At 63.9% G+C, this 12,886-nt stretch carries 8 protein-coding genes, 1 tRNA gene and 2 rRNA genes; 6 read left to right on the forward strand and 5 right to left on the reverse strand.

What is annotated here, in order from left to right; genetic code table 11:
• Positions 1-2: 2 nt before the first annotated feature.
• From PYRFU_RS00485 to PYRFU_RS00495, 3 genes are all read right to left on the reverse strand, one after another.
• Positions 3-878 (reverse strand): CDC48 family AAA ATPase, encoded by an 876-nt coding sequence (locus PYRFU_RS00485; protein ID WP_014025643.1) that lies wholly within the window; start codon positions 876-878, stop codon positions 3-5.
• A 601-nt stretch (positions 879-1,479) separates the two neighbouring features.
• Positions 1,480-4,607, reverse strand: a 23S ribosomal RNA gene (locus tag PYRFU_RS00490).
• Positions 4,608-4,829: 222 nt separating this feature from the next.
• Positions 4,830-6,405: ribosomal RNA gene (locus PYRFU_RS00495) — 16S ribosomal RNA — on the reverse strand.
• Together the 16S and 23S rRNA genes form the textbook arrangement of a ribosomal RNA operon.
• A gap of 302 nt (positions 6,406-6,707) precedes the next feature.
• Between PYRFU_RS00495 and PYRFU_RS10305 the strand changes: the two genes are divergently transcribed.
• The gene (locus PYRFU_RS10305; RefSeq protein WP_167827766.1) at positions 6,708-6,848 is read left to right on the forward strand and encodes a hypothetical protein; all 141 of its coding nucleotides are present in this window, start codon (positions 6,708-6,710) and stop codon (positions 6,846-6,848) included.
• 342 nt (positions 6,849-7,190) lie between these two features.
• Here PYRFU_RS10305 and PYRFU_RS00500 read toward each other — a convergent pair whose 3' ends face one another.
• Entirely contained in the window at positions 7,191-8,513 is a 1,323-nt protein-coding gene (locus tag PYRFU_RS00500) for a hypothetical protein (RefSeq protein WP_048191241.1), read from the reverse strand.
• Between the two features lie 36 nt (positions 8,514-8,549).
• Here PYRFU_RS00500 and PYRFU_RS10650 point away from each other — a divergent pair, with 36 nt between their 5' ends.
• The 5 genes from PYRFU_RS10650 (at position 8,550) to PYRFU_RS00520 (ending at position 11,253) form a co-directional block, all read left to right on the forward strand.
• Positions 8,550-8,678, forward strand: a complete 129-nt coding sequence (locus tag PYRFU_RS10650) for a hypothetical protein (protein WP_280097280.1) — start codon at positions 8,550-8,552, stop codon at positions 8,676-8,678.
• A 154-nt stretch (positions 8,679-8,832) separates the two neighbouring features.
• The gene (locus tag PYRFU_RS00505; protein ID WP_014025644.1) at positions 8,833-9,720 is read left to right on the forward strand and encodes an MBL fold metallo-hydrolase; all 888 of its coding nucleotides are present in this window, start codon (positions 8,833-8,835) and stop codon (positions 9,718-9,720) included.
• Positions 9,721-9,775: 55 nt separating this feature from the next.
• Positions 9,776-9,854: transfer RNA gene (locus tag PYRFU_RS00510), tRNA-Gly, on the forward strand.
• A gap of 166 nt (positions 9,855-10,020) precedes the next feature.
• Positions 10,021-10,491 carry a PUA domain-containing protein gene (locus PYRFU_RS00515; RefSeq protein WP_014025645.1) on the forward strand — a complete coding sequence of 157 codons (471 nt, stop codon included), beginning with the start codon at positions 10,021-10,023 and terminating at the stop codon, positions 10,489-10,491.
• A 3-nt stretch (positions 10,492-10,494) separates the two neighbouring features.
• Complete coding sequence (locus tag PYRFU_RS00520; RefSeq protein ID WP_014025646.1) at positions 10,495-11,253, forward strand: proteasome assembly chaperone family protein; 759 nt, start codon at positions 10,495-10,497, stop codon at positions 11,251-11,253.
• A 17-nt stretch (positions 11,254-11,270) separates the two neighbouring features.
• Here PYRFU_RS00520 and tgtA read toward each other — a convergent pair whose 3' ends face one another.
• Positions 11,271-12,842, reverse strand: a complete 1,572-nt coding sequence (tgtA, locus tag PYRFU_RS00525) for a tRNA guanosine(15) transglycosylase TgtA (RefSeq protein ID WP_014025647.1) — start codon at positions 12,840-12,842, stop codon at positions 11,271-11,273.
• Positions 12,843-12,886 lie beyond the last annotated feature (44 nt).

A 12,886-nucleotide genomic window follows, 5' to 3' on the forward strand; every position in this document is an offset into this window, starting at 1 on the left:
TCCTACCGCGTGCTTCGCACTAGCCTCTCGAGTAGCTTCGCCAGACCAGCACTGATGTAGAGGTTAAGCACGTCCAGATCCTCCGGCGTCAGCTTCTCGCCACCCTCCAGCCTCTCGAGAGCAGCGGCTAACATGCCAGACCGTGCGAGTAGAGAGACGAGCCCCTCCGGAGCCAGTATATCCACACGCGTCTTCTCGACAACGTAAGCCGAGTCCCTTGGCTCCAAACGAGCCACTACCAGCGAGACCTCAGCCTCGCCACGCTCCAGACGCACAACGTCACCTAGAGCGACACGCCCACCCTTCAACACTCTCTTCAACTCGTCCCCCAGCCCCGGGGGCACACCAACACCCAAAGACACGGCAACAAGACGCTCAACGATAGGCTCCTCTAAGAGCTCCACACTAGTATCCTCACCGACGAGCACGACACGCCCCGGCTCAGCCTCCATCACATACAGCCTCAATGGGGGCACAAAGCCGGTAACCACCACAGTCTCGCCACGAGCCACAGGCTTGCCAACTAGGAACCTTCTAACCCTCTCGATAAACCCTCGAGAAACCCTCCTACCTACAGGCGCTAGCACAACCCGGGTAGCGCGTTCAGCCTCAACACGCCTAACCTCAACCTCATTGCCCACACGCACACCCAGAGCCTCACGCAAGAACCTATCAATCCTGACAATCCCGCTATCCTCCTCACCCGGCTCCAGGGGCCACACCAGGGTAGTCACAAACCCCCCAGCACCCACAAGCTCGACAACATCACCCGCGTCTACACCAAGCTCTCTCATAACACGCGCATCTATCCTAGCAACCTTCTTCCCCGGATCCCTCGACTGCGCCTCCACAACACGCAGCCTAACACTCCTACCCAAAACCCACAACCACCCAGAGATACATACGGGTAAGCACTACTAGTAAAAGCAGAGTACCCTACCATATCCGCACCAACCATTACACGCATCAACTATCCACACAAACTCGCCACAAGCAAACCAGAATCAGGCAACCACACAACCCCCACATACCACAACAACGCGACAAAAAAAAAAAAGCAAGAAAACTGGCTAAGACTCGTGTTACAGGAGTCTACCTGAACCCGATCACAATACTACAGCCAGCGTCAACTACGCGGCAATAAGCACACGAAAAGGAGTCTAAAGAGAGTGAGACCCTCAGCTCCAGAGCACCTCCGACAACCTGCTTGGAAACCAAACCACTAGCAACATTGTAGCCGGACGAAAACGACCGAAACATCCCTAGAACAGGAAGGGTGGAGAGACAACACGACGCAATAAAGACGAGGAGGACAGCTACGATGTCAGACGAAGAACTCAGACGAAGAACGAGGATCCGGCTCTGGTCCCTCGGCCCTGGTGGACCTGGGCCACCCGCCTCGAGGCTTTAGCCCCGGGCCCGTGGACCCCGGCGGGCCACGCTGTCATAGACCCACGTGGCCCGCCCCTGGGTGAGAAGCCCTTGCGGCATCCGGGCGATTGGGAGCGGCGGGCTGAACCCCTCGGGGGCCTACGCCCCCTCGGGGCTTACACCCCCGCCCCATCAACCCCGTCTTCTACGGGAGCCCGGGCCAGCGGGGAAACCCCCGCTGGCGGCCGCCTCTTTTCGGGGAGGGGTTCCCGCTTAGATGCTTTCAGCGGTTACCCCCTACGGCGTGGCTGCCCGGCGCTGCCCTGCCGGACAACCGGTACACTAGAGGCCGCGGCGCCCCGTTCCTCTCGTACTGAGGGCACCTTCCCCTCAGGCGGCCCACACCCCCCGCGGGTAGAGTCCGACCTGTCTCACGACGGTCTAAACCCAGCTCACGTTCCCCTTTAATGGGCGGGCAGCCCCACCCTTGGGGGCTGCTGCACCCCCAGGATGGGAAGAGCCGACATCGAGGTAGCAAACCGCGGGGTCGATGTGGGCTCTCGCCCGCGACGACTCTGTTATCCCCGGGGTAGCTTTTCTGTCATGCCCGGCCCCCACCGAGGGGGGCACGAGCGTTCGCTAGGCCGCGGTTTCCCGGCCGGACCCCCTGCTTTTAGGGGTCCGGTCAGGCCGGCTTTTGCCCTTGCACTCTACGGCGGAGCTCTGACCCGCCTGAGCCGACCTTTGGGCGCCCGTGTTACCTTTTCGCGGGCGTGCCGCCCCAGCCAAACCGCCCACCTGGGGCTGTCCCCGGGGGTTCTCCCCCCGGGTAAGCCCCGGGGGCGCGGGTGGGTGGTGTTCCATTGGCCCCTCCCCGCCCCCCGGAGGGGGCGGCTCATCGGGTCCCACCTACGCTATGCACCCGCGCCCCCGAGGCAACCCCAGGCTGCGGTGAAGCTCCACGGGGTCTTCTCTCCCTGCGGGGGGTTGCCGGACTGTGCACCGGCTCCGGGGGTTCACGGGGCCCCGGGCCAGGACAGTGGGGACCTCGTTGATCCATTCATGCGCGCCGGAACTTACCCGGCAAGGCATTTGGCTACCTTAAGAGAGTCAGAGTTACTCCCGGCCTTCAGCGGCGCTTCGCCGGGTTGAACCCCGGTTTCACGGACCGCCAGTGGCCAGGATTCGGCCCCCGTACACACCCTTTCGGGCTTGCGGGGACCTATGTTTTTATTAAACAGTCAGGCCCCCCTAGGCACTGCGACCCGCGGTCCCAGGGGTACAGCCCCCAGGACCGCGGGCACCCCTTCTCCCGAAGTTACGGGGCCAATTTGCCGAGTTCCCTGGCCCGGGTTAGCCCCCAGACGCCTGGGGCTTCTCACCCAGGGGCACCTGTGTCGGTTCTCGGTACGGGCGCGGGGGATCGGATTTCCCCGCCCCCTTTTCAAGGGCCCCCGGGATCGGCCGAAGGGGCCTAACGGCCCCCCATTCCCGCCTTCGGCCCCTTCTCGCCATTACGGCACTCCAGGGCCTTCGGCGGTTAGCCGGGTCGCGGCCATCCGGCCGCCCCCGGTCGGCCTACCCGGAGGCGTCGGGGGCGGGGCTTGCGTTGCCGCAATCCTACCCCCGCGGCACGGGAATATTAACCCGTTTCCCCTTCCCGGGGTCCGAGTTACGGCCCCGGTTAGGGCCGGCTCACCCTCGGCCGACGACCGTTGCCGAGGAACCCTGGCCCTTTCCGGCGGAGGGGATTCTCACCCCTCTTCGCTGTTACTACCGCCGGGATCCGCACTCGGGGCGGCTCCACCGGACCTCACGGCCCGGCTTCTGAGCCGCCCCGACGCCCGCCTACCGGATGCGGGCCGCGTAGCGGCCCGCCCCCGGGGTTTCGGCGGCCGGCTTAAGCCCCGACCAATTTTCGGGGCCCTCGGCCTCGGCGGGTGAGCTGTTACGCACTCCTTAGAGGATGGCTGCTGTTAGGCCCACCTCCCCGCTGTCTGAGGCCGAGGACGCCCTTTCGCTTGGCACTTAGCCGGCACTTGGGGGCCTTAACCCCGGTCTGGGTTGTTCCCCTCTCGGCCCCCGGGCTTACCCCGGGGAGCCCCACTCCCGCCATCTACGGCGGCCGCGGGTTCGGAGTTTGATAGGGGGCCGGGGGCATAACGCCCCCTGCACCCCCAATCAGTGCTCTACCCCGCGGCCCGGCCTCCGGCGGGGCTGGGCTGCGACCCACTTCGGCGGGAACCAGCTATCACCGGGCTCGATTGGTCTTTTGCCCCTAGACGGGGGTCAGGGGAACGAATTGCACGTCAGAACCCCTTCGGGCCTCCACCGGGCTTTCGCCCGGCTTCACCCTGCCCCCGCCTAGATCGCCCGGTTTCGGGTCTCACGGCCGTGACTCCGGGCCCTGTTCGGACCCCGCCCCTCGCCGGGGTGAACCCCCGGCTGCGGGCCTGTCGGTTTCCCTACGCCTTCGGGGATAACCCCCTTAGGCTCGCCACGGCCGTGAACTCCCCGGCCCGTGTTTCAAGACGGACGGGGCGACCCCGGTCGGCCCCCCTCGTACTCCCGGCTCGCGCCGGTTTCCTTCGGGGGGCCTCCTCCCTTTCGGGCCGCCCCGTATGTAGCCGCCCGGTTTCAGGCTCTTTTCACCCCCCTTCCGGGGTACTTTTCAGCGTTCCCTCACGGTACTAGTTCGCTATCGGTCTCGGGACGTATTTAGCCTTGGAAGTCGGTGCCTCCCAGCTTCCCACGGCAAAACCAAGCCGTGGTACTCTCCGCGGCGGCCCGGGCCCCCCGGGTTTAGCCTACGGGGCTATCACCCTCTACGGCGGGGCTTTCCAGCCCACTTCGGCTACCCGGGGTCGGCCCGGTGCCCCGGGAGAACCCGGGGCCGCCGCCGCGGCAACAACCCCACATCTCCCCGCGGTTGTCCCGCGGGGATTTGGTTTGGGCTCTCCCCCTTTCGGTCGCCCCTACTCGGGGGATCCCTGTTGGTTTCTTTTCCTCCCCCTACTAAGATGTTTCCGTTCGGGGGGTTCCCACTCGGTACTCCCGCGGGGTAACCCCCGCGGTTTCCCGAGCGCCCGGGGCTATTCGCCCCGGGCGGGAGGTCCCATTCGGGGATCCCGGGTTCCACGGCTGCCTGCGCCTACCCCGGGCATTTCGCCGCTTGCCGCGCCCTTCGTCGGCGCCCGAGCCGAGCCATCCACCGGGCGGCGTACGTGCCGCAGGGCCCACCCAGGGGCGGGGTCCACGGGCCCGGTCAGGCCGCCCCGAGGCGGGCGACCCAGGCCCACCAGGGCCTCATCGGGGGCTTAGCGCCCCCTAGGCCTTCCCCCAGGGGCCTTCTCGGCCCCCAGGGTGCATGTGAGAGGGGGTCCCGGCCGGCCCGGCCCCCGAGCCTAGAGCCCCCGTGCGGCCCGGGGACACCCCGCCCGGCGGCCCCGATGCAGCCCAGGAGGTGATCCAGCCGCAGGTTCCCCTACGGCTACCTTGTTACGACTTCTCCCCCCTCGCGGGGGGAGGGGCTCGGCCCGACCCCCCGGGGGACTGGGTCCCCGGGGAGCCATCCACTCTCCTCGTCTCGAGCTTCACCGGCCCATCCCGGGGCTTACCCCCGGGGGGCCGGGCCTCGCCCCTCCCCCGCTCGGGTGGAGCGACGGGCGGTGTGTGCAAGGAGCAGGGACGTATTCACCGCGCGATGCTAACGCGCGGTTACTAGGGATTCCTCGTTCACGAGGGCGAGTTGCAGCCCTCGATCCCAACTGCGGCGGGGTTTAAGGGATTGCCTCCCCCTTTCGGGGTCGGGTCCCGCTGTCCCCGCCATTGTAGCCCGCGTGCAGCCCGGGGGATTCGGGGCATGCTGACCTGCCGTGGCCCCCTCCTTCCTCCGCCTTGGACGGCGGCAGTCCCCCTAGTGTGCCCCCGGGGTGGCCCCCGGGGTAGCAACTAGGGGTGGGGGTCTCGCTCGTTGCCGGACTTAACCGGACACCTCACGGCACGAGCTGGCGACGGCCATGCACCTCCTCTCAGCGCGTCGGGCAAGGTCGTCAGCCTGGCCGTCATCCTGCTGTCGCCCCCGGTAAGGTTCCCGGCGTTGACTCCAATTAAGCCGCAGGCTCCACCCCTTGTGGTGCTCCCCCGCCAATTCCTTTAAGTTTCAGCCTTGCGGCCGTACTCCCCAGGCGGCGGGCTTAACGGCTTCCCTGCGGCACTGGGCGGGCTCAAAGCCCGCCCAACACCTAGCCCGCATCGTTTACAGCCGGGACTACCCGGGTATCTAATCCGGTTTGCTCCCCCGGCTTGCGCCCCTCACCGTCGGGCGCGTTCCAGCCGAGCGCCTTCGCCACTGGTGGTCCTCCCGGGATTATAGGATTTCGCCCCTACCCCGGGAGTACCCTCGGCCTCTCCCGCCCCCTAGCCCGGCAGTATCCCCCCCACTCCCCGGGTTGAGCCCGGGGCTTTAGGGGGGGACTTGCCGGGCCGGCTACGGGCGCTTTAGGCCCAATAATCGTCCCGACCGCTCGCGGGGCTGGTATTACCGCGGCGGCTGACACCAGACTTGCCCCCCGCTTACTCCCCCGCCTTTCTACAGCGGGGAACAGCCCCCGCAAGGGGGCACTCGGGGTGACCCCGTCACGGTTGCCCGCATTGCGGAGGTTTCGCGCCTGGTGCGCCCCGTAGGGCCTGGGCCCTTGTCTCAGTGCCCATCTGGGGGCTCCCGCTCCCACGGCCCCTACCCGTCGTCGGCTTGGCGGGCCGTTACCCCGCCAACTACCTGATGGGCCGCAGCCCCATCCTCGGGCGGCGCGGGGGAGGATGCCCCCCGCACCCTTTCGGCGAGGGACCCGTTCCAGGCCCCCTCGCCTATCGGGGATTAGCCCCAGTTTCCCGGGGTTATCCCCGTCCCGAGGGTAGGTTGGCCACGTGTTACTCAGCCGTCCGCCGGGCCCCCGCGTACCCGGGGGCCCACGACTCCCATGGCTTAGTCCCACCCCGATAGCGGTCGGGTCCGGCAGGATCAACCGGAGTCGCGGCCGCAAGGCGGGGCCGCGTTTTAACGGGCGGGGTGCCCCCGGGCCACACGGGTTTGGCCGGCCCGGGGGCCGGGCCGGCCGGGACCCCCGTCGGGGCGGACCGTCCCCCGGGTAGTCCCCGGGGGGTTGGTCCGCCCCCATGTGTCTCGGTGTTAGCGCGACTCCCCGCCCCGCCCCGGGGGCTCTCCCCCGGGGCGGGCGCGTCCGTGTTCCTCCCTCCAGTCCGCCTGGGGTTAATAAGTATTACGTTATATGGCGGGTGATACCTGAGACTATCTTGAGATTGGGTGTCTAGGTGTGGAGGTTCTCAGGAGCCTCAGGTGTTACGTTGAGCGGCTTGGGTTGGTGGCGGGGAAGGAGGAGGGTGGAGGATTGGAGTGTATAGGGCGGCCACTCGGGGCTGCCGCTATGCGGGGTGACGAGGCGTCTTTCGATTAACCACCCTTCCCTATGCACTCTATACTCTCTGTCTGGCCGCCTTGCTACTCTCGCGCGATCCTCTGGCTGCGTGCCCCCCGGGCGAGATGATGGCGTGCCGTGCTACTCGCGCCTGCCGTGCCGGGTCGGGGCGTGGAGCCGAGAACCGTGTCGCGGCGCGCGAGTGTGGATCGTATAGAAGGAGGATATGGGAGGAGGCGAGTGTGTCGTGGTGTCCCCCCGGCTGGAGGCTAGCCTCCTCATCCTCCGGGGCTTGGCCCCGTGTTGGGGCTGCGCCGCCGCCGGGAAGCCGGGGGGGACCCGGGGGCTCCGGTGGTGTTTCTGTGCCTCGTGGTTGGGGGTTTATGGTTTGGCTAGTTGCTTGGCTGCTGCCCGTATACACTCTGTCTTCGGGTGTAGCTTGCCGTTCCTCTCCTCGATTGTCGCGGGGTGTAGCAGGAGCAGCGTGATCGCCTCGTGTATGTTGTTGTCGTTGCAGGGTGTTTTCTTCGGGTCTGTTGTCTGCCAGGGTTTCTCGGCTAGGAGCCTCTGTATGGCGCTGGCTGTTGTTTCCGCCGCGGGGGTTGGCAGCTGGGCTGCGAGGCGGGGCAGCTCCTCGGGGTCTATGCCTTCTCGCACCAGGCTGCATTGCCGTGCTAGCGCCGCCGAGGTTATCATGGCGTGCATCGCGAGTTTCAAGTGGGTTGGGTTTGGCTCGAGGTGGTGCGCCACTACGCCGCCCTCCCTGTACTTTTGTAGTGTCGTGTTCTCGAGGTCCGCCTCGACGGCCTCGGCGAGTATGCGGTGTAGTGTGTTGAGGGGGTTCTGCTCGGTGCATGCTAGTGCTAGTGCTGCGTGGGGGAGGGCGGCTGCTACTACCGCTGCTATGCTTCTGGCTTTCTCTGCGAGCCTCTGTAGCCTCCTTTGGAGCTCGCGTGGCGGCCTGGCTTTGGGGCCTCTCGGTGCGAGCGGATGGCCGTGTGGCGTCTCGGCTAGGGCTTCTAGTGTGGCGCTGCGCAGCGCCTCGACGGGGTTGTAGACGCGGCGTTCTAGCTCCTGGAGGTCTATGAGTGGTGGTCTGCGCGTGTGGCTCGGCGGCTGCGGCGCCGTATAGACCGCGTGTTCGACGGGCTGGTTCCTGGCGGCGGCTAGGAGCATGGCTGTTAGCCTAGTGGCTTCGCCGATAACCTTGGCTACGTGTGGCGGCGCTAGGCTGACCTCCGCGTAGAGCCTTACAGGGCCGGTCTTGCGGAGTGGCTGTTGGACCGACCAGTCGATGATGTGGAGGAGTGTGTGTAGGAGCGTGTGGGCGGGTGTCGCCTGGAAGCGCCAGCCTGCATTCTCGCCGGGGGTGGGGACTGTGGCCACCTCGACTGTCTTGGCGAGGCGGGGTGGTATGTAGAGGTCGAGGCGTTTCGCGTAGGCGCTGGGGGCTAGGTTGTAGAGCGTCTTGGCATCGTTGGCCTCCTTGAGCGTCTCCTCCCAGTAGTAGACGGTCTCGGTGATAGGGGTGATTGCGAGCGCCGCTACGCTCCAGCCGTGCTGCTCGCCGTCGAGGAGTGCTGCCGCCGGGTGGCTCGCCTCGACATAGGCGGGTGGGTGGCGGTACTCGGCGCGGAGGCGCTTGTGGAGGCCGGGGCGCGCCGGGTGATAGAAGACCACGAGTGTATCCACTATGCTCGCCACGCGTCTTCCCTGGTTCGGGGGCCTCCCAGGGCGGTAATGAGGCCGTGCCTCGCCCTTGGCCCGACCGGGTTAGTGGCTGAGGGTGAGAGGATCATACTCGCCGGGCACCTTGGGCAGCGTGGTGGTGCGGGGCTCCTCGCACCACACCCGAGCGTCGTAGCTTAGTGTCTTGGTTGAGGGGGTCAGCTTTTCCGGCTCTCCTCAGCCCGGCGCGCCGGCCGGTCTAGGAGACCCTCTTGTCATCACGCCCCGTTGTGCCGAGCCCGCCGCACCCTAATCTAAGCCCCGGTTGCCTCTCTGGGAGGGGACGGCGGGCCCAGTGAGGATATCGATCATTGCCGCGGATAGCATGGGTGTTCGTAGCCTGGCGACTCTCGTGGAGAGCGCTGCTGGTACCCGGGTGTTCATCGATCCTGGCGCGAGTTTTGCACCTAGGCGTTATGGGCTGCCGCCCCACCCGTGCGAGGAGGCTAGGCTCGAGGAGGCACTCTCGAGGATAAGGAGTGTGCTGCGGGATGTACACGCGGCTGTGATAACACACTACCATTACGACCATTACCTCTACCGCTCTGGGGAGGAGGAGTACTATCGCGGCCTGCTGCTCCTCGTTAAGCACCCGGAGTCGAGTATCAATGTTAGTCAGAGGCTTCGGGCGCACCGCTTCCTGAGGAAGCAGGGTGTGGCTGAGCTGGCGCGTGTCGCGTACGCGGATGGGGGTAGCTTTGAGGTTGAGGATGTGAGGCTTGTGTTCTCGCCGCCGGTGCCACATGGGAGGCCTGGTACGCCGCTAGGTTACGTGGTGATGGTGCTCGTGGAGGCTGATGGCGTGAGGCTGGTCTTCGCGTCTGACGTGCAGGGTCCTGGGAGCCGGGAGGCTCTCGAGTGGATAATCTCGACGAGGCCCGACGTCGTTATCATGTCGGGGCCTCCGACGTACATGGAGGGCGTGAAGGTGCCCGAAGAGGAGGTCAGGGCGTCAACATCACTGCTCCTGGAGCTTGTCTCGAGGCTGCCGAGAGGCTCGACACTGGTGCTAGACCACCACACGTTGCGGGATGCCAGCTTTAGGGAGAAGCTTGGCGAGGTGTATAGCCTTGCGGGGACGCGTGGAGTTAGGGTTGTCACCGCTGCCGAGTTTATGGGTGTACCCCTGGAGCCTCTTGAAGCGTTGAGGAGGAGGCTGTGGGAGGGAGAGGTTAGTTGCTAGCTACACCAGGTAAACCCAAATAGCCCCTAGTTGACTCTCGTCACGTGGAGAGCGCGCGGCGGTCGTCTAGCCTGGACTAGGACGCCGGCCTCCCAAGCCGGTGGTCCCGGGTTCAAATCCCGGCCGCCGCACCACCGCTGGGCTCCCGGCATCCCTCACACTTGATACTGTCCTGCACCCTGTCCCCATCTCACCTCTGTTAGGATCCCTGCCTTTGGGATGGACGCAAAGAGTGTGTTGCTCCTGAGGCTGTCTGCTTTCTACCTGCTGGGTTGTGGTGTCTAGCGTGGGGGCCTTCCCTTGAAGCTTAGGAGGGCGTCGCGCTGGGAGATTGTCAGGCTGCGGGCTATTGCGGATTACCAGTTTGGTCTTGGTGCTGGTGAGTGCCTGGTTCCGGACGATGCTATTGTCGGTGTGTCGCCTAACACGCTGCGTATACGCGAGGTGTATGGGGGTGAGGGTGTACTTCTTGCTACGCTGCGTGCGAGTGACTACTTCTTCTCTTTGAGTATCGAGGGTGCAAAGCGGCTGTTGTCGTGCTTCCCTAGGCCTAGGCTACGTGTCGTGGTTGACCCTTCTCGCGTGCCTCACAAGTCCGTTCCCACGGAGGCCATTCTGGATGTTGACGAGGAGCTTAGGGCTGGTGACGAGGTTATCGTTGTTGATTTGGGTGACTCTCTTGTTGGTGTTGGTAGGTTGAGGCTCTCGCCTTTAGAGATAAAGTCTGGGGTGAGGGGGGAGGCTGTTAGGCTTCGGAAGAAGGTGCGGTAGTGTATGGCTGAGCTCGTGTTTGCTCATCGCCGGGTTAGGGTATACGCTATCGACCCGGGTGCGTTGAGCGAGGCCGCTAGAGACGGGGTGTTGATAACTGGTTTCAGGGGGTTCGGGGCTGTCGGGTACATCACTACCACGCATCTTGTGGAGAAGCTTAGACTACAGAGACTGGGATACATCGTCACCAGGTATATGCCAGAGTTTGTGACGCGGGGTGCCGACGGGGGGATAGTCGCGCCTTTCGAGATATACGGGTCTGTCGAGAGGAGGCTATTGGTGCTCGTCAACCACGATGTACCCGTTGAGAGGGAGAGGGATGCGTACGCAGAGGCCGTAGTCCTCTTTGCTAAGAAGATGGGCGTGTCGAGGGGCGTATTCATCGGCGGGTTTGACGCGAGGTTTCGTAGGGGTGAGGAGAGGTTCCGCTGGCTCGCTTCTGGCGGCTATCAGGGCGAGTTTAGCGAGCCAACGATAGACAAGGACTTGTTCGTGGTGGGTCCCCTGGCGCTCCTCATACTCTACTCGGAGATTCACCGGTTCCCCGCAGTCACGATACTACCCTACACTGAGACTGCGAGGCCGGACCCGGCTGCAGCTGCTGTGGCCGTTGAGGTCGTTGCTAGGCTGCTAAACCTGGAGGTTGACGTGAGTGAGTTGCTCGAGATGGCTAGGAAGATTGAGGAGGTCATAGAGAGGGTCGAGCATCAGCGCGAGGCTGCTACTGCGCCAAGCGGGGCTAGCGACAGGCTCTACACTTGACGGGGCATCACCCCGTCCTACTCTTCTTCTAGTACCCTCGTCTCTATCTTCTCGACCCTGCCAGCCAGTCGGGCTACGAGCCTTTCAGCGATGAGCCTTGTCCACTCCTCTTCGGCCACGTATATCGTTACGTTCTTGTATCCGTGTTTCTCTACGAACTGTGCCACTATGCTAACAGTCTCTTCTAGCGCCTCTAGCGGGTAGGTGCGGGGCGCCTCGAACTGTGAGAGTGGGTATGTTTCTGCAAGCTCCTCGGGTATCGGGCCTATGACCGGCGCGTATGCTACTAGGTGTGCACCTGGGTGTTTGGAGCGTAGCTTCCTGTGCCTCGGGCTGCTCGTCGCCGGTTTAGCATCTAGGTCTAAGGGGTAGAGCACGAGTGTCGAGGATGGAGGCTTGTAGCTCTCTAACACTCTCTTATGGTGCCTGATTACCTCGGGGCGTTTGAGCTCTTCTGGTATAGCGTAGAGGAATAGCCCGTGGACCTCGCCGCCTTTTAGACGCGGGTCTAGCTTTTCTATCATCTCGGCGTACTTTACGAGTGTTTGGAGGGCTCTCTTTAGGGATGGGTGGGTATGCGCCTTCTCGACTAGAAGCTCCCAGAGCCTCCCCTCTCTAATTGCCAGTTTCACTCTGTTTATCTCTTGGCGCAGTACGTAGAGGTTGTGTAGCGCTAGTAGCCTTATGCGCTCCGGGGCAGGCATCTCTAGCAGCTCTTGTGGCGTGTATTTGGCGCATACGGGGCAACTGCAGGGGAAGTAGTCCATGTCCTCCAGGCGGTGTGTGCCGTAGGGTGTTATGTAGCGGTTGTCGCGAGCGTATAGTATGTACGATGCTGAGTCGAACATGTCGACGCCTAGGGCTACCGCAAACGGGATTATCATGGGGTGGCCTGCGCCGAAGAGGTGGAGTGGGTGGGAGAGCGGAGTGTTGAATCGAGCTGTTGCCACCATCTCGATTATCTTCTCGTATGAGTACCTCTCGAGTAGCACTGTGGGCGAGCCTACCGCGTAGAGCTTGTACCAGCGTGATAGTTTCGATGCTTCTCTGGATGCCTTCTCGACTAAATCAGTGTAGGGTCCGCCTTGTATCGGCAAGGTCCATATCCTCTCGTCTCCCTCTATGAGGTTGATTGCCTCTCTAGCACGGCGAAGAGTCTCCTCTACGGTCCAGGCCGCTCTATCTCTACTGTCAGTGGAGCCCGTAGGCACGTCGAGTATGACTGCAATGTCGCTTCCTATGCGCTGCTGGAAGCGTATGACCTCCTCCGGTGTTATTTCGACACTACCGTAACGCATCAACTGATAGGCGCCAGAGTCAGTCATCACTATACCGTCGAAGTCTAGTAGCCGGTGTATCCCCTTCTCTACAGCCTCGTTCCTCCACCGTCTCCATGCGAGATACGCGTTGGTTATCACGGCGTTGAATCCTAGGCTCTTGATCTCGTCTATGCTTGGCTCCTGTCTAGCCGGGTCGATTACTGGTAGTAGTGCTGGCGTCTCTAGGACGCCGTGAGGTGTGTAGAGACGCCCTATTCTCCCAGCTAGGTCCTTATCGCGCACCTCGAAAAGGCCTACCTCTCTTTTCACGCGTTGCACCCTAGGAGGGTTCACGTTAAAACGGTGTATTTACA

The organism is Pyrolobus fumarii 1A (assembly GCF_000223395.1).
Taxonomy (GTDB): Archaea; Thermoproteota; Thermoprotei_A; order Sulfolobales; family Pyrodictiaceae; genus Pyrolobus; species Pyrolobus fumarii.